Source organism: Pseudoflavonifractor sp. (assembly GCF_050943825.1).
Lineage (GTDB): Bacteria > Bacillota > Clostridia > Oscillospirales > Oscillospiraceae > Pseudoflavonifractor.
This window is the reverse complement of the sequence record NZ_JBMNPX010000002.1, coordinates 74186-93251: the sequence shown is the minus strand read 5'-3', so window position 1 is coordinate 93251 and position 19066 is coordinate 74186. Positions and strand designations below refer to the sequence as shown.

General features: G+C 62.4%; 15 protein-coding genes. 4 read left to right on the top strand and 11 right to left on the bottom strand.

What is annotated here, in order from left to right; all coding sequences use genetic code 11:
- Window positions 1–256 precede the first annotated feature (256 nt).
- A complete protein-coding gene (locus ACOX7T_RS02930; protein WP_148319641.1) occupies window positions 257–637 on the top strand; it encodes a BlaI/MecI/CopY family transcriptional regulator in 381 nt (126 codons plus the stop codon).
- A complete protein-coding gene (locus ACOX7T_RS02925; protein ID WP_433439737.1) occupies window positions 638–3625 on the top strand; it encodes a M56 family metallopeptidase in 2988 nt (995 codons plus the stop codon).
- Window positions 3626–3672: 47 nt separating this feature from the next.
- On the opposite strand, the gene ACOX7T_RS02920 is transcribed toward ACOX7T_RS02925, so the two are convergent.
- On the bottom strand, window positions 3673–5268 hold the full coding sequence (locus ACOX7T_RS02920) for an L-aspartate oxidase (RefSeq protein ID WP_433439735.1): 1596 nt from the start codon (window positions 5266–5268) through the stop codon (window positions 3673–3675).
- A gap of 205 nt (window positions 5269–5473) precedes the next feature.
- Here ACOX7T_RS02920 and ACOX7T_RS02915 point away from each other — a divergent pair, with 205 nt between their 5' ends.
- Entirely contained in the window at window positions 5474–6058 is a 585-nt protein-coding gene (locus tag ACOX7T_RS02915) for a chromate transporter (RefSeq protein WP_433439733.1), read from the top strand.
- Window positions 6055–6627: a chromate transporter gene (locus tag ACOX7T_RS02910; RefSeq protein WP_433439731.1), complete on the top strand. Its 573-nt coding sequence runs from the start codon at window positions 6055–6057 to the stop codon at window positions 6625–6627. Before ACOX7T_RS02915 ends, ACOX7T_RS02910 begins: the two co-directional genes overlap by 4 nt.
- 64 nt (window positions 6628–6691) lie before the next feature.
- Here ACOX7T_RS02910 and ACOX7T_RS02905 read toward each other — a convergent pair whose 3' ends face one another.
- From ACOX7T_RS02905 to ftsW, 10 genes are all read right to left on the bottom strand, one after another.
- Complete coding sequence (locus ACOX7T_RS02905) at window positions 6692–8056, bottom strand: citrate/2-methylcitrate synthase (RefSeq protein ID WP_433439729.1); 1365 nt, start codon at window positions 8054–8056, stop codon at window positions 6692–6694.
- A 271-nt stretch (window positions 8057–8327) separates the two neighbouring features.
- On the bottom strand, window positions 8328–10049 hold the full coding sequence (locus tag ACOX7T_RS02900) for an FAD-binding protein (RefSeq protein WP_433439727.1): 1722 nt from the start codon (window positions 10047–10049) through the stop codon (window positions 8328–8330).
- Window positions 10050–10287: 238 nt separating this feature from the next.
- Window positions 10288–11214, bottom strand: coding sequence for a magnesium transporter CorA family protein (locus ACOX7T_RS02895; RefSeq protein WP_433439725.1), 927 nt, complete (start codon window positions 11212–11214; stop codon window positions 10288–10290).
- A gap of 754 nt (window positions 11215–11968) precedes the next feature.
- Window positions 11969–13096 carry a cell division protein FtsZ gene (gene ftsZ, locus ACOX7T_RS02890; RefSeq protein WP_433439723.1) on the bottom strand — a complete coding sequence of 376 codons (1128 nt, stop codon included), beginning with the start codon at window positions 13094–13096 and terminating at the stop codon, window positions 11969–11971.
- A 48-nt stretch (window positions 13097–13144) separates the two neighbouring features.
- Window positions 13145–13537 (bottom strand): small basic family protein, encoded by a 393-nt coding sequence (locus ACOX7T_RS02885; RefSeq protein WP_433439721.1) that lies wholly within the window; start codon window positions 13535–13537, stop codon window positions 13145–13147.
- Window positions 13534–14304 carry a DUF881 domain-containing protein gene (locus tag ACOX7T_RS02880; RefSeq protein WP_433439720.1) on the bottom strand — a complete coding sequence of 257 codons (771 nt, stop codon included), beginning with the start codon at window positions 14302–14304 and terminating at the stop codon, window positions 13534–13536. Before ACOX7T_RS02880 ends, ACOX7T_RS02885 begins: the two co-directional genes overlap by 4 nt.
- A 27-nt stretch (window positions 14305–14331) precedes the next feature.
- Complete coding sequence (locus tag ACOX7T_RS02875) at window positions 14332–15105, bottom strand: cell division protein FtsQ/DivIB (RefSeq protein ID WP_433439718.1); 774 nt, start codon at window positions 15103–15105, stop codon at window positions 14332–14334.
- A gap of 105 nt (window positions 15106–15210) precedes the next feature.
- Window positions 15211–16473 carry a UDP-N-acetylglucosamine 1-carboxyvinyltransferase gene (gene murA, locus ACOX7T_RS02870; RefSeq protein WP_433439716.1) on the bottom strand — a complete coding sequence of 421 codons (1263 nt, stop codon included), beginning with the start codon at window positions 16471–16473 and terminating at the stop codon, window positions 15211–15213.
- A 127-nt stretch (window positions 16474–16600) separates the two neighbouring features.
- Entirely contained in the window at window positions 16601–17764 is a 1164-nt protein-coding gene (gene murG / locus ACOX7T_RS02865; protein ID WP_433439714.1) for an undecaprenyldiphospho-muramoylpentapeptide beta-N-acetylglucosaminyltransferase, read from the bottom strand.
- A 40-nt stretch (window positions 17765–17804) separates the two neighbouring features.
- Window positions 17805–19013, bottom strand: coding sequence for a putative lipid II flippase FtsW (gene ftsW, locus ACOX7T_RS02860; protein ID WP_433439712.1), 1209 nt, complete (start codon window positions 19011–19013; stop codon window positions 17805–17807).
- Between the last annotated feature and the right edge of the window lie 53 nt (window positions 19014–19066).

The window sequence follows — 19066 nt, the reverse complement described above, 5'->3', positions numbered from 1 at the left end:
TCCGTCCTATTCAAAAAGTTTGATGCGACTAACTTCGTCTGTATTATACCGTCCCCTCTTCTTCCGGTCAAGGGAAAACCTGCCCGAAAATCCAGGCTTTTGCTGGGGTTTTCTCTGTGCCCTCCCGGCGCGCGAAGTTTTATGTTGGTTTTATATTTTCTGCAAAAGCAGAACTTTCTCTTGACAAGCATTTTCTGCAATTGTAGAATATGCTTGAAGATAAGATTTGCATTTGCAGAAAAAGGAGGTGCACCCTGTGGATTTCTTCAAGCGTCTGCCTGAGTCCGAGCTGGACATCATGCTGGCCGTGTGGACGGCGGAGGGTGAAATTTCCGCGCCGGAGATTCTCTCCGCCCTGGACCGGCCCCTCACCGCCAGCGCCCTCCACAGCTACCTGAAGCGTCTGGAGGAGAAGGGCTTTCTCTCCTGCCGCAAGGAGGGTAAGACCAACCTGTACACCCCCCTCATCTCCAAGGCCCGCTATCAGGAGGAGGAGGGAAAGACCATTCTGGGCAAACTCTACGCCGGCTCTCTCCGCCGCTTTGCCGCCGCACTCCACGACGGCGGCAGCCTGCGGCAAGAGGATGTGGCCGAGCTGAGGGCTTACCTGGATCAACTGGAAGAGGAGGCGAGATAAATGGAAGACCTGCTGCTGCGTACGCTTACCTTGTCGGCGGCCTGCTCGGCCGTGCTGCTGCCCCTGCTGCTCCTGGCCCGGCGTATCCGCCACCGGTACGCTGCCCGCACCCTCTACGTGCTCTTTCTCCTGCTGGCCCTGCGGCTGGTTCTGCCGGTGCAGCTGAGCTGGTCCGCCCCCGCCGTCACGGTGGAGGTGCCCACTTATTCCATCTCCGCGCCGGTGCAGCGCCCTGCCCCGGTGCAGAACATGACCCCAGCCGAGCAGAATCCCTCCGGCCAGACCAATCAATCCCCGGCCCAGTCTCTGCCCCAGCAGGTTCAGACCGCCCCGGAGGCTGAGCCTGTGACCATCCGCTCCACCCAGCTGCTCTCCATTCTCTGGCTGGCGGGCGCGGGAGTCTTCCTGGCCTTCCACTGCGTCTCCTACCTGCTTGCCCGGCGGAAGCTGCTCCGCTCCGCCCTGTCCCCCACGCCGGATCAGGCGGACAAGTGCTCCGCACTCCGTCAGGAGCTGAACATCTGCCGGTCCGTTGGGCTGATGCGCTCCTCCGCCGTCAGCTCCCCCATGATGCTGGGGCTGGTGCGGCCGGTCATCCTTCTCCCCGAACGGGACCTGACCATCAGCGAGCTGGACCTGACCCTCCGCCATGAGCTGCTCCACCTGAAGCGCCGGGATGTGGCCTACAAGGCGGTCATGCTGCTGGCCAACGCGGTCCACTGGTTCAACCCCCTGGTGTGGTGGATGGCCCGGGAGGCGGGCCGCAACCTGGAGCTGTGCTGTGACGAGGCGGTCATCCGCAGCCTGAACGGCGGCGGACGTCGAGAGTACGGCCAGGTGCTGCTCCAGGCCGCCGCGGATGCCTCCGGCCCCGCCCTGTCCACCCGCTTCGGCAGCGGGAAGGGGCAGCTGAAGGACCGGCTGGGCAATCTGTTCCTGAAAAAGCGCAGGGGCGTGCCCCTGCTGTGCTGCGCCCTGGCCCTGGTGCTGGCCCTGGGCGGCCTGGTTGCCTGTGAGCAGGTGGACGGCGGGGAAACCCCGTCCGGAAACACCCTCACAGCCCAGGAGGCTCTGGACGCACTGAAGGAGAGCATTGCCTTTGACCCCGAGACCGCTACGCTTACCTTCACCGTCCCGGCGGGTTACTCCCCTGCCTCTGACTGGTCCATCCACATTGCGGGACGGCAGGAGATGGACAGCGAGAGCGGCATGAGCCTCCACTACCTGGACGGCACTGTGTGGGAGGCGGGTGAGACCTACACCATCCCCCTCACCGGCGCCCAGATTGCCGCCATCCGCACCCAGGACGAGGAACTGCTGGCGTCGTGGGACCTCTCCGCCTTCACCGAGCTCACCCTGGACGCCGCCCTGCCCGACCCGGAGAACGGCGAACAGAGCATCTCGGTGGACCTTCTTCCCGTGGTTCGGACGGAGGTCAACCCCTCCTACACCAGCGAGGTCTGGGGCTTCACCCTCCAGCTGCCCGAGAACTGGGCCGGGCTGTACGAGGTGGCGGAGGGGCCCGACAGCTGGAACTTCTACCTGAAAAACCGGGATGAAATGGGCGGCTGGCTCCTGGGCGTGCATACAGCGGATTGGGACGTCTTCTATGAGGAGTGGGGCGATGATCCTGAGTCCAGTTACCCCACCATGATGGTGATTCTGGCGGAGACAGAGGACACTGTTTTCTACGCCACCTATCCCAGCGATGTGCAGTTTTCCGAGGCGAATCAGGATGAGTACCGGGCCCTGGACGCCACCGGCCGGCAGCTTGCCCCGGAGGACTTCACCCTCAGCGGCGCCCCCTTCCCCACCCGGCTGACGGGACAGGTGGCCTCCTTCTCCGACAGCTCGCTCACCTTCCGGGCCGCGGACGGAAATGAGCGTACCTACTCTCTTTCCGACCCTGACTTCCCCGTAAACCTCTTCATGCACGGCTTTGAGCACAATCCTCCCTTTTCTTACTCCGCCGCCATGTTCTCTCTGGGGGGACGTCTGAACTCGAATTATATCCTCTATCTGGACGGAGATGAGCGGGTGCTTGGCCTGACTGAGTTCGACCTCCAGCCCCAGCCCGTCACCTACAGCGGCTATCTCTGGCCCGTTATCAGCCACTACCAGATCGCCCGTCCTTTCTCCCAGGACCACCCGGGTGTGGATATTATCGCCTTCGCCGCTGCCTCCGCCTGTTCCGGCACCGTCACTGAGACAGGCACGGACCCCCAGTACGGGGACTACATCGTTGTCTCCTGCGAGGAGGGCTCCTTCCGCTATGCCAATCTGGCGGAACTCTATGTGGCAGTTGGCGAGCAGGTGGAACCCGGAGACATGCTGGGCCGTCTGGCCAGCTGGGGCGGGGAGGACAGGGTGCTCCATCTGGAGTGGATTCCCGCCCGGACCGGCCAGCCCGCGGACCCGCTCTCTCTGACCTTTGTGGATGAGGATAATTTCCCCATCCGCGACCGGTTGACCGACCTCCCCGTGGACGAGGCCGTGGACGCCTTCCTGGCCGCCGAGGACGGCTATGAGGTGGCGGCAGCCATCCCCTACGACACCGGCTATCTGATTATGGGCAGCTGGACCGGGGACGGCGAGGTGGGCTATGTAGCCCGGGTGGCCTGGCGGAATGAGGACGGCAGCTGGCGTCTCTCGGAGCGGGGCACCTGTCCGCCCCTGATGAGCCCCCGGGTCACCGCCGGGGTGCTGCGGTATGACGAAAACAACGCCCTGGTGTTCGGCTTCCTGGGCGGCTCCACCTGGACCGACCCCAACGGCCCCGACGTGCCCTTCACCACGGTGGAAATCTCCGTCCAGACCGCCGGGAGCCTCGTTCACGACACCAATCCCATAGAAGCAGCCGCCAACAGCTGGTTCCTCTGCTATGTCAGTGGGGAGTATCTCCCGGTGGAGGACCTGCTCTTCTCCATGGACAACGGCGTCTCCTTCCGGTACAGCGACTTCTTCGGCGACGCCCTCTCGCAGGAGTAATCCATATAAAAAGTGCCCGGAGCATAAGCTCCGGGCACTTTTTCTGCTTAATGCTTCAGAGAGAGGATGATGCTCTTCTCCTGGCTGGGATCGGTGTCAGGGAAGTCGGTGCGGGTGTGGCAGCCCCGGCTCTCGGTCCGCCGGAGGGCCGACTGGAGCACCAGATCGGCCAGGTAGACCAGCTGGGTCAGGCGGCGCTTCTTCTGCTGCTGGGCAAAGTTGGGGGTGGGCAGCTCGGAGAGCTGCCGATCCAGATACCCCAGCTCCACCAGACCCTGGGTCAGGCCCTGGGCGTCCCGCAGGATGCCGCCGTACTGCCAGAGAATACGGCGGATCTTCTTCTCGCCGCCGGTAAGCATGCTCTCGGTCTCCTGGTCAGGCGGACAGTCGGTGCACCGGTCCGGTGCGTCCCAGGTCAGCCCGGCGGGCGCGGGCGTCTTTTCCGCCTCCTCCGCTGCAAGCTGCCCGGCAATCTGGCCAAAAACCACGTTCTCGGTCAGGGCTGTGGCCCCCAGCCGGTTGGCGCCGTGGATGCCGCCGGCCACCTCGCCTACGGCGTACAGGCCGGGCACGTCGGTGTGGCAGTCCACGTCGATGATCACGCCGCCGCAGGAGAAGTGGGCCGCGGGCACCACCTCAATCAGGTCCTTGGACGGGTCGATGCCCGCCGCCCGCAGGGCCTTGCAGGCGCCGAAGCTCTGGAGCAGGGCCTTTTCGGGGATATGTCGGGCGTCCACATACACGCCGCCCATGGGGCTGCCCCGCCCGGCGGCCACCTCCTTGGCGATGGCGGCGGACAGGATGTCCCGGGCAGCCACATCCTTCAGCACCGGGTCATAGCGCTCCATGAACCGCTCACCCTCGCTGTTGAGGATGGCGGCACCCTCACCCCGGAGGGTGTCATTGACCAGCCTGCCCTTCAGGCCCGGCGGCGCGGCCAGGGTGGTGGGCATGAACTGGACAAACTCCATGTCCCGCAGGCGGCAGCCCGCCTCCAGGGCCAGGATGTATCCCTCACCGGTGAGGCCGGGGGCGGTGGTGGTGTGCTCGTAGAGGGCCGCCATGCCGCCGGTGGCCAGCACCACCGTCTTGGCGGCGATCATCAGTGGCTTGCCTTCCCCGTCCATGCCCGCCGCGCCGCACACCCGGCCGTCCTTCAGCAGCAGCTGGGTGATGAGGGCGTTTTTCAGCATAGTCACGCCCTCGTCTCCCGCCCGGCGGAAGAGGACGCCGTAGGAATCGCTTCCCCGGCCGGAAGCGCACCGCAGAGACCGGGGCACCGAGTGGCCGCCGGAGCGGAAACGGCGGTAGCTGCCGTCCTCGTTGCGGTAGAACTCCACGCCCCACTCCGTCACCCGCTCGATGGCGGGGTAGGCCCGCTCGGCCAGACGGCGCAGCAGGGTCTGGTCCACCAGCTCCGTACCGCTGCGCAGGGCGTCGGCCATCAGGCGGTCCATGGAGTCGTCCGCCGCGTCAGGCAGCACCACGGCGTACCCGCCCGCGGCCACGGCGGTGGCGTTGCCGCCCGCCTTGTAGGCCAGGGTCACCCGGGCCCCCGCCTCACGGGCCGACATGGCCGCGCACAGTCCGGCGCTGCCGCCTCCCAGCACCAGCACATCAGTCTCCAGCTTTACAGGTGTCATACTCCGGCTCCTTTCCGTCCTCTCCGCTTTTACAGCCGCCCGGGGCGGCATATCTTCTTCCCTATCAGAATAACCCCTCCTCCTGGGGGAATGTCAAGAGGATTTTATGGCGTCCCCCAGGGGCGGTGATTTTCATGGTTGCAGCCGCTCCTCTTCCGCATTATAATAGGGGCTGCCCATTCTCTACCGAAAACGAGGGATTTTTATGGAAAAACGCGGGCCCGCCCTGTATTGGCGGCTCTTCTCGTCCACCTTTCTGCTCTCCGCCTTCACCTTCGGCGGCGGCTATGTAATCGTCCCCCTGATGAAGCAGCGCTTTGTGGATAATCTGGGCTGGCTGGAGGAACAGGAGATGCTGGACCTGACCGCCATCGCCCAGTCGGCTCCCGGACCCATCGCAGTCAACGCCTCCATCCTGGTTGGATACCGGGTGGCCGGGCTGGCGGGAGCGGCGGTGGCCATCCTGGGCACTGTGCTGCCTCCTCTGATCATTCTCTCTGTGCTCTCTCTGTTCTACTCCGCCTTTAAGTCCAATCCCGTTGTGGCCGCCGTGCTGCGGGGTATGCAGGCCGGTGTGGCCGCGGTCATCGCCAGCGTGGTGGTAGACATGGCGGGCAACATTCTCCGCCAGCGGGACTGGCTTTCCACGGTGATTATGGTCATCTCCTTTGCCGTCACCTGGTTCCTGGGCGTCAACGTCATCTGGATCATCCTGGCCTGCGCCGCCATCGGCATTCTGGCCACCCTGCTCCACCTCCGCCGCGCAACAGGAGAGGAGGGACAGGTATGATCTACCTCCAGCTTTTCTGGAGCTTTTTCCAGGTTGGCCTGTTCAGCTTCGGCGGCGGCTATGCCGCCCTGCCCCTGATTCAGGCCCAGGTGGTGGACGGACACGGCTGGCTCACCATGTCTGAGTTCACCGACCTCATCACCATCTCCCAGATGACCCCCGGCCCCATCGCCATCAACTCGGCCACCTTTGTGGGCACCCAGATTGCCGGTCTGCCCGGCGCTGTCATCGCCACCATCGGCTGCGTGTTTCCCTCCTGTATCATCGTCTCCCTGCTGGCCTTCCTCTACTACCGCTACCAGAAGCTCACCGCCATCCAGGGCGCCCTCTACGGGCTGCGGCCCGCCGTGGTGGCCCTCATCGCCTCCGCCGGCCTGTCCATCCTCATCACCGCCTTCTGGGGTGAGGGCGGCTTTGTCCCCGCAGTCCCTGACCTGGCAGCGGTTGGACTCTTTCTCATCGGCTTTGTGGTGCTGCGGAAGTGGAAGCCCGACCCGGTATGGGTCATGCTGGGCGCCGGTGTGCTGGGCGCCGTCATCTATCTCCTCTTCCCCGGACTGGCCGTCTGAACTTCCCTTCAAAAAGAACAGCGGGCGGATGCAGATGCATCCGCCCACTGTTTTTCTTTTGTTCTCAGCGCTCCGACATGCTCTTATAGGTCTGGCGCTGTCCCACATACTGATAGGCAGGACGAATAATCTTGCCCATGTTGATGAGCTCCTCGATGCGGTGGGCGCTCCAGCCCGCCACACGTGCCAGGGCGAAGATGGGGGTGTACAGCTCCAGAGGCAGGTCCAGCATGTGATAGACAAAGCCGGAGTAGAAGTCCACGTTGGCGGACACGCCCTTGTAGATCTTCCGGTCGCCTGCGATGATCTGGGGCCCCAGCCGCTCCACCAGAGAGTAGAGCTCGTACTCCTCCGTGCGGCCCTTTTCACGGGACAGGCGCTCCACAAAGGAGCGGAGGATATTGGCGCGGGGGTCGGACAGGGAGTACACCGCGTGTCCCATGCCGTAGATGAGCCCAGCCTTGTCAAAGGCCTTCCGGTCCAGCAGGGCCTGGAGGTAGGCCTTCACCTCGTCCTCATCCTTCCAGTCCCGCACCTGCTCCTTCATATCCTCAAACATGCGGATGACCTTGATGTTGGCGCCGCCGTGCTTGGGGCCCTTGAGAGAGGCCAGTGCCGCCGCCATGCACGAGTATGTATCCGTGCCGGAGGAGGTGACCACGTGGGTGGTAAAGGTGGAGTTGTTGCCGCCGCCGTGCTCGGCGTGGAGGGTGAGGCACACGTCCAGCACGTGGGCCTCCCAGAAGGAGTAGGAAGCGTCAGGGCGCAGCAGGGCCAGGATGTTCTCGGCCGTGGACAGCTCCGCCCGGGGAGCGTGGATATAGAGGCTGTTACCCTCCTTGTAGTTGTAGGCCTGGTAGCCGTACACCGCCAGCAGCGGGAACACGGCGATCATCTGTAGGCACTGGCGCATGACGTTGGGGAGAGAGGTGTCGTCGGCCCGGTCGTCATAGGCGGCCAGATTGAGCACACTGCGGGCCAGGGAGTTCATGATGTCCTTGCTGGGCGCCTTGAGAATCACGTCCCGGACAAAGTTGGTGGGCAGAGAGCGGTAATAAGAGAGCTGACCACGGAAGGCGGAGAGCTCTTCAGCGTTGGGCAGGCGGCCCACCAGAAGCAGATAGGCCGTCTCCTCAAAGCCGAACCGCTTCTCCGCCAGTGCGCCGCTGACCAGCTGCTCCACGTTGATGCCCCGGTAGTAGAGCTCACCGTCACAGGGCATCTCCTTGCCGTCCACAAGCTTCTTCGCTACAATCTCCGATATCTCTGTCAGGCCCGCAACAACGCCCTTGCCGTTAAGGTCGCGCAGTCCCCGCTTCACGTCGTACTTCACATAGTCGTCCGGGGAAATACTGCTGTTGGCCAGGGCCAGATTGGCCAACTCGGTTACCTCAGGCGTCACTTCATTATAGTTCGGATTGCTTGCCATTGTCAGACCTCCTTCTTCCGGGAAAAGACCGCTTCCCTGCGGCTCTTTGGTTTACCAAGAGATAGCTTGCTGATTATTATAGCCTGAAATTGTTTCTATTTTATGAATGGATACATAATGTTTTTGTAAAACAGGGCTTTTGAAACTTATTTTATATATCTATGCCCTGTCTGAGAGCCAAAATAATGTCCATTAAACACAAAAAATGTGCGCTGTCCATAAGACAGCGCACATTTTTTGTGGATATTTATTCTCTGTCGGAGCAGATACCTTACAGGATATCCTCGGCAACAGAGGCACCGGCGATACGGCCGAAGGTCACAGCTGCGCTGTAAGCGCCGCTGATCCAGGTGACCTCACCGGCGGCATACAGGCCGGGCACCACGGTGCCGTCCTCATACAGGACCTGGGCGCGCTCGTCAGCGGTGACGCCGCCCTTAGTCATGTGATTGGCGGTCTGAACCTTGGCACCGTAGTAGGGGCCCTCAGCGTCGAAGGGACGGGCGCCCTCGGGCAGGTTGGCATTGTAGTCAGCAACAGCGGCCTTCAGGCCCTCGGCGTCAATACCCAGCTTCTCAGCCAGCTCGTCCAGGGTCTCGCCCTGCTGATAATAGCCGGCGGCCACGTGCTTGCGGGTACGGTAGTTATCCTCGTACAGGGTACGGTCAGCCAGATAGAAGGCAGCGCCGTCGGGCTGAGCCAGGATGGCGGTGCCCAGCTCCAGGCCAGAGGTAGAGGCCTCGTCGATGAAGCGGGAGCCGTCCTTGTTCACCAGCAGGAAGCCGGTGCCGCCGCCGGTCAGGTCGCGGCGGGGATTGAGGATGTAGGAGAAGACGGACATCTTGCCCATGTTCTCCAGGCCGAAGCCGTTCTTCTCAAACACGGGGACGAAGTCGCCGGTGGTACCCATGGAGTTGGAGGTCTCCAGCACCTCATAGCCGGGGGCGTACTTGGCCAGCAGCTCCTTGTTGTTGCAGAAGCCACCGGTGGCCACCACCACAGCATCAGCGGTGATGTTGTAGGTGCCACCCTTGGTCTCGACCACAACGCCCTTGCACACGCCGTCCTCCATGATCAGGTCGGTGCCCTTGTTGTCCAGACGGATGTCCACGCCCAGCTCATAGGCTTCCTTCTCCAGACCAGTCTGGATGTGGTCGCCGGCGTAGACGTCGCTCTCAGCCATGTGGTTGGTGCCGCCGTTGGACTGGTTGAGCAGGATGTCCATCTCGCGGAGCCAGGCGTCCAGGGTCCACTCGCCCTCAGCCCAGGCCTGCAGACGCTCGGGGGTGTTGCCGGCGTCCTTCTTCTCCTCGATGAACTGCTCGACGGTGTACTCAATGCCAGCCTTCTGCTGGGCCTTGGAGTTGATGAGGTCGAAGAAGTTCATGTCGAACTTGCCGTTGCCGGACAGGATGCCCAGCTTCTCAATGAGGATCACGTCCTCCACGCCGTTCTGCTTGGCGGAGATGGCAGCAGCGAGGCCGGCAGGGCCGCCGCCCACAACAACCAGCTGAGTGGTGGTGTCCTCAGGAGCAGCGGGGGTCTCGGCGCTGGCAGTGGTCATGGTGATGTCGCCGAAGTCCTGGCCGTACTGGCTGGCAGCGTCAGCCACAGCAGTCTTCACGGCGAAGGAGGTAAAGGTGGCGCTGGTAACGCTGTCCACCACGGGGGACTGGGCGGCCAGGATACGCTCCTCCAGAATGGGGAACGCACGGTTGGCCACAGGAGCGCTCTCGTTGTTGTCCAGCAGGCGCAGGTCGGTCATCTTGCCGTCCTCAACGGTCACCAGGACAGAGAGTTCACCGCCGTAGCCGCTGCCCTTGCCCTCAAAAACGCCGTTGACCGCACCGGTCTGGGCGGGCTCAGTGGCCTGGGGCTGGCTGGCGGAGGGGGTGCCGGTGGGGGTACCGGCTGCAGGAGTGTTGGAGCAGGCTGCCGTCAGGAGGAGAGCTCCGGCTGCAACCAAGCTAAGCACGCGTTTGCTTCTTTTCATACTTTCCTTCCTTTCATTGCTGCGCTCTTTCAGCGCGATTCAGGGGGGTGGCCGCCCGCCCTCTTTCCCCGGAAGCGGACGGTACCCGTTGTTGCATTGTGAATTATATATCAATTTCTATGATTGTCAATACCTGCCGCTGTTTTTTGTCCTCTGCACAAGAGCAAGCAAAGCGCCGTATGTTTTTTTGTGCAAACATACGGCGCTTTGAGCTTTGAGATATTCTGTTGTCAGCTATTCAAAAGAGGTCGTGCCGCTTCAGTATCAGCGCTACCAGTCCAATAATGACAACCGCCAGGATCAACGGAATCCACCAGAACTGGTCCAGCGGCAGTCCGGCGGTGATGTTCATGCCGTAGAAGCCGAAGATGATGTTGGGCACGGTAAGCAGAACCGTGATGGAGGTCAGCACCTTCATGATCACGTTCAGGTTGTTGGAGATAACGGAGGCAAAGGCGTCCATCATACCGGAGATGATGGAGGAGTAGATGTTGGCCATCTCGATGGCCTGGCGGACCTCAATCAGCACGTCCTCCAGCAGATCATGATCCTCCTCATAGAGGGTGATGATACGGCCGCGGAGGATTTTCTCCAGGGTGACCTCATTTGCCTTCAGGGAGGTGTTGAAGTAGACCAGGGACTTCTCCAGGTCCAGCAGCTGGATGAGCTCCTTGTTCCGCTGGGACTTGTAGAGGTGCCGCTCCATGTAGTTATAGATCTTGTCGATCTGCTTCAGATATTGCAGGAATCGTTTGGCTACCTGAAGGAGCATATAGAGGATGAATCGAGTCCGCTTCTGGGTCTCGGCGTTTTTCACCAGCCCGTCCTGGAAGTCCTTCACAATGGAGGATTCCTTCAGGCAGACGGTAATGATGTGCTTTTCCGTCACGATGATGCCCAGAGGGATGGTGGAGTAGACCACCGCATCGTCCTTCTCCACAGCGGGGACGTCGATGATAATCAGGGTCTGGCCGTCCTCGGTGTCGATACGGGAGGTCTCCTCTTCGTCCAGCGCGGCCCGGAGGAAGCCCGGGTCCACATTCAGCGCCTCGGATACCGTGTTCAGCTCATCTTCGGTGGGGTAGGTCAGGTTGATCCAGCAGCCGTCCTGAATAGCGTCCAGCCGGGTCATTTTCTTGTCAATGGTCTTATGGATGGAGAGCATTTCAATCACGTCTTTCCGACGCGCGGAGGCTGACAGAACGCTTCTTGGGGCCGCAGCGCCTATAATACGGCAGTCTGCCCCCTGTCTCTTCCGTTTATCTCTGCCGGGATGCCGGCTGCTGTCCGCGCGTCTTTTTTGTGGCCGCCGCTGAAACACTCCCTGTCATACGCTCATCCAAACTCCGTGTCCTCCACGGACCTTGGATGAGTGCGTGACGCATTTCCACGGACGGCAATAACGGCGCGCAGACATGAGGAGCCTCCGTCAGCTTCTCAGCCTTCCTGCGCCGTGCTGGGCATATCATTCTTCCATGTTCGACTCAGAGGGTCGCTGCTCACGGCGCATATCACTCCTTATCCATTCGAGTCCCGGGACATCCCCAGGCATTCCACCAGATATTATAATGTGTATTGAACAAAGCCAAAGTTTTCAAGGCCATCCGGCTTTGTTCAAGTGCAAGGGTTTTGGACGAAAACGTCTGAAACCCTTGCACCTTTCGCTGGTGCATCGAGGTGCACCAGCGAAAATACGCATTGCAACAATGGCTGAATTCCATAAAAGCGGCTCCTTTGAGCCATTTTTATGGAATTGCGCGGCTGCCGCCGCGCGAATAAACCGATTTTCGGTTTATTCAGCAGACATTATTATAAGCCTCTTTCCCCCGGAATGCAACCCGGGGCGCACAAAGGAATGTACCCTGCACAGAAAAAGCGCCGGTCTGCCCCAGGGCAGGCCGGCGCTCTGCTGCGCGGAGTTATTTTCCCCTGTTGAAAATCTTGAAGATATCGTTGAAGGGGTCGTCCTCAATCTTGGAGTCGGCTTCCGTCATGGGCTCCAGACCCTTGGGCGCCTGGGCGGCGGCAGGGGCTGCGGGCGCCTTCTGCTCCCCGCCTCTGGAGAAGGGGGTGGTGGAGATCTTGCCCTCCAGCTCCTCAAAACCGGTGGCAATAACGGTGACCCGGATCTCGTCATCCAGCGTGTCGTCAAAGGCGGCGCCGAAGATGATGTTGGCCTCCTCGTGGGCGGCCTCCTGCACCAGGTTGGCGGCGGTCTCAACCTCCTCCAGGCCGATGTCCATGGAGCCGGTCACGTTGACCAGGACGCCCTTGGCGCCGTTGATGGAGGTCTCCAGCAGGGGGCTGGAGATGGCCATCTTGGCGGCCTCCTCGGCCTTGTTCTTGCCGGCGGCCCGGCCCACGCCCATATGAGCCATACCCGCGTTCTGCATGACCGCGGTCACGTCGGCAAAGTCCAGGTTGATGAAGCCGGTGTTGCTGATGAGGTCGGAGATGGACTGCACCGCCTGGCGGAGCACGTCATCGGCGATCTCGAAGGCGTTAGCAAAGGTAATCTTCTGGTCGGTGGCGTACTTGAGGCGCTCGTTGGGGATGATAACCAGGCTGTCCACCCGGGTACGCAGCTCCTCAATGCCCTTTTCCGCCTGCATCATGCGGCGGCGGCCCTCAAACTTGAAGGGCTTGGTGACCACGCCCACGGTGAGGATGCCCATCTCCTTGGCGATGTCCGCCACAATGGGAGCCGCGCCGGTGCCGGTGCCGCCGCCCATACCGGCGGTGATGAACACCATGTCCGCGTCCTCCAGAGCCTTGGAGATCTGGCTGCGGCTCTCCTCGGCGGACTTGCGGCCCACCTCGGGGTCGCTGCCCGCGCCCTGGCCGCCGGTGAGCTTCTCGCCGATCTGAATCTTATAGGTAGCGCTGGACACAGTAAGCGCCTGCTTATCCGTGTTCACCGCGATAAAATCCACGCCCTTCATGCCGGACTTTACCATCCGGTTGACCACGTTGTTGCCGCCGCCGCCGACACCGATGACCTTGATGGTGACTACCGTATCGGGACCGCTGTCCAATCCAAAAGGCATAACTGCTCCTCCTATGTAAAAGAAGTGAAATCTCTCTTTTTTTGAAAATTATGGCAGCTCATTTTCTGAGGTCTGCGCATGATTTATGTCTTGTTCTATTCTAGCCTTCTTTTTGCGTGAGGTCAATAGTTCCCGCCGGATTTCCGCAAAGTTTTGGAACATGCGGGTGCCGAAGACCACCACTGCCGCAAGATATAGCGGCAGGCCCAGCTTGTCCCCCAGCCAGGCCAGGAACACGGCGATGATGGCATTGCCGAAAAATCCGGACAGGAAAATGGACAGGTTGAAGGTCTTTTTGATGCGGGCATTCATGCCTCCCAGGGCGGAATCCAGCGCGGCCAGCAGGCCGGTGGCCACGTAGAGGCTGTACTGGCTGGGCACATGCCAGGGCAGGAAGCAGCCGATGACAAGGCCCACAATCAGACCGGCAAGCTCAATCATCCTACCGCGCCCCCTTCCGTATCCTCGCTCTGGGCGGTGGAGGGCTGGGCGTACTGAAATTCAACCACACCGTTGTAGGCGGGCACAGTCAGCATCTCGCTGGGAGTCACCTTTACCTCAATCTTCCACTGGCCCAGCACATCCACCACGCCGTTGCGCATGGTGAGGGCGGAGTAGAGGGTGTTGGGGTCGCCGATGGCGTTGAACACAAAGGGCGCGGTGTAGCGCCGGCCGTTGACAATGACCACTGACCCGGCGCAGCGGATCTCGGTGGTGGCCAGAATCCGCTCGCCGTTGAGAGAAATGGCCTCCGCCCCTGCGTCCCGCAGCTCGTTGAGCACGGAGAGCAGGTCGTTGTCATGGATAAGGTAGTCGGCCTCGTCGCCAGTGACATTGGCGGCGGTGGAGTCCTGAAGGCTCACCATCACGCCGGGGCCCACAACCTCCACCATGCCCGCGGCCATCTCCAGCTTGTCCACCTCAGCCCGCAGGGCTTCGCTCTCGCTGCTGCCGGAGGCGGCCGCATCCCGGTAGGTCTGGAGCTCGGCCTGGACCTGCTCCAGCTGGGCTCTTGTGGTCTCCAGGCTGTTGACAGTCTCATTGTAGAGCTCCTGAAGGGTCTCCAGCCGCCCGGCATTGGTGGTGTCCGCAGCGGTATTCACCTTGACGCTGCGCAGCTGCACAGCCAGCAAAATGCCCAGCAGCACACAGACGCCGCCGATGGCCAGCTCCCCCCAGTTCTTCTTCCTGCGTTCGGTCTGTTCCATCTGTTCTCCTTCCTCCTGCCAGGCTTGTCAGCCCAGCATGGATGCGTAGGGGATAAAGTGAGGCTCGTCCAGGGTCAGGTCAATCACGCCCCGGTCTGTCTCATCCAACACCTCTATGGCGGCCTCCAGAATCTTGGCCGCCTGATTGAAGTCGGTATTCATGGGGATCTTGACCGTAAACCGGCCGCCGTAGCCCATCTTGATGAAGTTGATGGCAGTCAGGTCAAAGCTCTCGGCCTGGTCCGTCATGCCCCGGGCAGCCAGGGCGGCGAAGAGCTTCTCCAGGCTCTCCAGCTTGTTCTCCTCGCCCTCGGCCACCTCCAGCTGACTGCCCACCACGGGGCTGTCCGGCGTCAGGCCGGTGAGCGGCGGAAATTCCGCCGCACGGGTCTCATCCGCCCGCTCCAGAATCTTGCCCTTGGTGTCGATGATCCACCAGGCGTCGCTGCCCTGAATGGCCGCCGCCGGGACACACTCGCTGACGTTGATCACCAGCGTGTCGGGCAGACGGCGGTAGACCGAGATCTCGTCCACATAGGGCAGGCGGGAGAGCACCTGCCGCATCACCTTGAATTTGTTGATGGAGAAAAAGAGGTTGTCCCCCTGCTCCACCTCGGCGGCGCTGATGATCTGCTCCGCCGTGTAGGCCGACTGGCCGCTGACCTCGATATTCTCCACCCGGAAAAATACCGCGCAGCCCGCCACAATCGCCGCCACAATCACGGCGGCGGACAGCAGCTTATAGAGGAAGCCGAAGCGTCCCCTGTTCCGCCGTCCACGCTTTTTCCGTCTCGCCGCCATTTCCGTGCTCCTCTGCTGCCGCCGGGCAGCGCCCGGCGGCTCGTTTTTTCTATCCAGTATAGCGAAGATAATCGAAAAATTTGTAAGGAAATTCTTAAGTTTCCCTTATTCGTCCTCTTCCAGGCGGACAATATCCGCTCCCAGGCTCCGCAGAGCCCCGTCCAGGTCCTGATAGCCCCGGTCCACGTGGTGCAGGCCGGAGATGGTGCTCCGTCCCTCCGCCCCCAGGGCAGCCACCACCAGGGCAGCGCCGCCCCGCAGGTCGGCGGCACGTACCGCCGCGGCCTTCAGCCGCTCTACGCCGAACACCACGGCCACCCTGCCCTCCACCCGGATGCTGGCTCCCATGCGGGAGAGCTCATCCACGTGGCGGTAGCGGCTCTCAAAAATGTTCTCCACAAAGACCGAGGTCCCCGCGGCCGTGGTCAGGGCGGCCATCAGCGGCGCCTGGGCGTCGGTGGGAAAGCCGGGGTAGGGCGCGGTGCGCACCGGACTCACCCCCCTCAGGGGGCCTGACCGGGCGAGAGAAATCCTGTTGTCGTCGCTATGTATTCTGCACCCAGCCTGACTGAGCACAGCCGTCACCGTGGACAGGTGGCGGCAGTCGGCGCCGGTGACCTCAATCTCGCCTCCGGCTGCGGCAGCCGCCGCCAGATAGGTGGCGGCCACAATGCGGTCGCCCATGACGGTGTGTTCCGCCCCGTGGAGAGGCAGTCCGCCCCGGATGGTGATCATGGAGCTGCCCGCCCCCCGCACGTCCGCGCCCATGGAGCGCAGGAAGGCCTGGAGATCCGCAATCTCCGGCTCCCGGGCGGCATTGGTGATGGTAGTGACGCCCTGTGCGGCCACCGCCGCCAGCATGGTGTTCTCCGTGGCCCCCACGCTGGGGATGGAGAGCACAATGTCGGTCCCCGCCATGTGATTTCCGGTGCAGCGCAGGGCGCCGCCGGTCTCGTCCACCCTGCCCCCAAGGGCCCGGATGGAGGCCAGATGCAGGTCGATGGGCCTGGGGCCCAGCTCACAGCCTCCGGGCGCGGAGAGCACCGCCTCCCCCATCCGGCCCAGGATGGCCCCCAGGAAGATGACAGAAGAGCGCATCTCCCGCATCAGGTTGTCGGGCACGTCGCACCGGGACAGGCTGGAGGCGTCCACCCGCACCGTGTCCCCCTCCCGGGCTGTTTTGCAGCCCAAGTGCTCCAGAATGGCCAGGGAGGCGGTCACGTCCGACAATTCGGGGCAGTTGCGGATGACGCTCTCCCCTCTGCCCAGGATCGTGGCCGCCAGAATGGGCAGCACGCTGTTCTTGGCGCCGTGGGTACGCACTGTCCCCTCCAGCCGCCTGCCGCCCTCCACCAGAAATATACTCATATCCTCCGTCCTCCGCAAAGTTGGTCTTGTTTTCACTCAGGCCATACTATGCGGGGGTTCACAGGGGCGTTCCCGGCCCAAACGGGGCAAAGGACGGCGGAACATAGAAAAACAGGTCTGTTTTTCTTTATTTCCGGTCCATCAGCTCCACCAGAGTGCGGTAGATGTGCTCGCTGGCGTCGGGGATGGCCATCTCCCGCAGGGCCTTTGCCATGGCCTCCCGCTTTTCGGGATGGTTCAGAAGATCGGAGATGGTATTGAAGAGGGCGTCGGTCTTGCCGTCGCACTCCTGCTCGCTCACCAGCAGGGCCGCGCCCCGGTCGGAGAGCACCCTGGCGTTTTTGGTCTGGTGATCGGCCACCACGTTGGGGGACGGCACCAGCACCGCCGGCTTGGCAATGGCGGTCAGCTCCGAGATGGTGGACGCACCCGCCCGGCAGACCACCAGGTCGGCGGCCGCCATGATGAGGGGCATGTCGTAGATGTACTCCCGCAGCTCCACGCCGGTGTCCTTGGGATCGGCGGCCAGCTTCACGCTGTCGCCGTCCACCGTCAGGCCCTCCTGCTCCAGCCGGGCACGCATGCCCGCGTAGTCCCGGCCGGCGCCGTGGATGTGATGGAAGGGCGCGCCCATGCGCACCTCCCGGGAGAGAATGGCAGTCATGTGGTCGTTCATCACCGCCGCGCCCAGGGAACCGAAGAAGGACAGCAGCAGGGGCCGGTCATCGGCAATGCCCAGCTTCTCCCGGGCCTCCTTCTTGGTGTACTGGAAGAAGTCGCCCCGGACGGGGGTACCCGTCACCACCACCTTCTCCGGGTTGTCGTAGTGGCTGCGGCTCTCCTCAAAGCCCACCATCACCACGTCCACCACCTTGGACAGGGCCTTGGTGGTCAGGCCGGGGACTGCGTTGGACTCGTGGACCGCGGTGGGGATCTTCCGCTTGGCTGCGGCATTGACCACCGGGTAGGAGGCGTAGCCGCCGGTACCCACCACCAGGTCTGGCTTGAAGTCGTCCAGGATGGCGTCGGCCTGCTTCCGGGAGCGGTTCATGTTGAAGAGGGTCTTCAGGTTGTGGCCCACCGCAGCGGGGGTCAGGGAGCGCTGGAAGTTGGTGATGGTCACCGTGCGGATGTCATACCCCTCCTTGGGCACCAGGCGGGTCTCCATGCCCCCGTCCGCGCCCACGAAGAGGATGCGGCAGCCGGGATTCCGCTCCTGAAAGAGCCGGGCCAGCGCCACCGCCGGATTGATATGTCCCGCGGTTCCGCCGCAGGTAAAGAGAATGTTCATCAATGCCTCACTCCAAACGTCTCAGCCTGTAAAATTATGATTATCCCTGTCTCGGGGCCGGTATCTGTCTTGATACTGACAACACAATTCCCATTTCCACCAATTGTATCACCAGTGCCGTACCGCCGTAGCTGAAGAAGGGCAGGGAGATACCGGTGGGGGGAATCAGATTGGTGACCACGGCGATGTTCAGGAACACCTGCACTGCCACCAGGGTGGTGATGCCCACCACCAGCAGCGCGCCGAACCGGTCCCGGGCGTGGAGGGCAATCCAGTAGCCCCGGATGACCAGCAGGGCGAAGAGAATGATGATAATGGCCGCGCCGATGTAGCCCAGCTCCTCGCAGGTGATGGAGAACACGTAGTCGTTCTCCGGCTCGGGCAGATAGTTGAACTTCTGTCTGGAGTTGCCCAGGCCCACGCCCAGCAGTCCGCCGGAGCCGATGGCGTAGAGGGACTGGATGGTCTGGTAGCCGCCGTTGAGGGGGTCGCTCCAGGGGTCCTTCCAGATGGCCAGACGGGCGGCCATGTAGCTGGTCTTGGTCATGATGAACCACAGGCCTGCGCCCACCACGGTGCCGCCGGCCACGAACCAGCCCAGCTTGATGCCGCCGGCAAAGAGCACCGCCGCGCCGCCCACCAGGATGAGGATGGTGCCCGACATGTGGGGCTCCATGAGCATGAGCAGCGCCACCGCGCCCAGAATGAGCATGTAGGGTACCAGCTCCACAAAGCCGATCCGGTCCAGCAGGTCCAGCAGGCGGCCGGAGGGCTTGCGCAGGTCGTATTTCTTTCGCTTCTCCGTGCTCCGCTTGGACAATCGTGAGGAGAAATAGAGGATAACGCCCAGCTTCGCCACCTCAGAGGGCTGGAAGCTGCCCAGGCCGGGCACACGGATCCAGCGCTGGGCGCCGGTGGTCGCCTTGCCGAAGCCCAGGGGGGTAAACACCAGAATGAGGCACAGGAATGCCGCCATCAGGGCAAAGACCGCCAGCCAGCGGTAGTGCTGGTAGTTGATCTTACTGACCACATACAGGGCCACAATGCCGAGGACGCCGAACAGTGCCTGACGGACAAAGTAATAGGTAGGGTCGTGCTTGGCCACCACGCCGTCGTAATAGGCCGTGGCGTAGGAGGCGGAGAACACCATCACCAGCCCGATTCCCGTGAGCATCAGCGTCAGCATCAGGAAGGGCAGGTCCATGGGCCCCCGTGCCAGCTGCTCCTCCACGGTGAGATCCCGCTTCATTTTCCGCGCCGTGACGGTCACCTCCCAAAGGTTTCTTCCGCTCTGTCAGAGAC

Bases quoted from the DNA above. Each gene is read 5' to 3' on its own strand.
- ACOX7T_RS02925 (WP_433439737.1), top strand. From the start codon at position 638: ATGGAAGACCTGCTGCTGCGTACGCTTACCTTGTCGGCGGCCTGCTCG.
- ACOX7T_RS02920 (WP_433439735.1), bottom strand. From the start codon at position 5,268: ATGACACCTGTAAAGCTGGAGACTGATGTGCTGGTGCTGGGAGGCGGC.
- ACOX7T_RS02915 (WP_433439733.1), top strand. From the start codon at position 5,474: ATGGAAAAACGCGGGCCCGCCCTGTATTGGCGGCTCTTCTCGTCCACC.
- ACOX7T_RS02910 (WP_433439731.1), top strand. From the start codon at position 6,055: ATGATCTACCTCCAGCTTTTCTGGAGCTTTTTCCAGGTTGGCCTGTTC.
- ACOX7T_RS02905 (WP_433439729.1), bottom strand. From the start codon at position 8,056: ATGGCAAGCAATCCGAACTATAATGAAGTGACGCCTGAGGTAACCGAG.
- ACOX7T_RS02900 (WP_433439727.1), bottom strand. From the start codon at position 10,049: ATGAAAAGAAGCAAACGCGTGCTTAGCTTGGTTGCAGCCGGAGCTCTC.
- ACOX7T_RS02895 (WP_433439725.1), bottom strand. From the start codon at position 11,214: ATGCTCTCCATCCATAAGACCATTGACAAGAAAATGACCCGGCTGGAC.
- ftsZ (WP_433439723.1), bottom strand. From the start codon at position 13,096: ATGCCTTTTGGATTGGACAGCGGTCCCGATACGGTAGTCACCATCAAG.
- ACOX7T_RS02885 (WP_433439721.1), bottom strand. From the start codon at position 13,537: ATGATTGAGCTTGCCGGTCTGATTGTGGGCCTTGTCATCGGCTGCTTC.
- ACOX7T_RS02880 (WP_433439720.1), bottom strand. From the start codon at position 14,304: ATGGAACAGACCGAACGCAGGAAGAAGAACTGGGGGGAGCTGGCCATC.
- ACOX7T_RS02875 (WP_433439718.1), bottom strand. From the start codon at position 15,105: ATGGCGGCGAGACGGAAAAAGCGTGGACGGCGGAACAGGGGACGCTTC.
- murA (WP_433439716.1), bottom strand. From the start codon at position 16,473: ATGAGTATATTTCTGGTGGAGGGCGGCAGGCGGCTGGAGGGGACAGTG.
- murG (WP_433439714.1), bottom strand. From the start codon at position 17,764: ATGAACATTCTCTTTACCTGCGGCGGAACCGCGGGACATATCAATCCG.
- ftsW (WP_433439712.1), bottom strand. From the start codon at position 19,013: ATGAAGCGGGATCTCACCGTGGAGGAGCAGCTGGCACGGGGGCCCATG.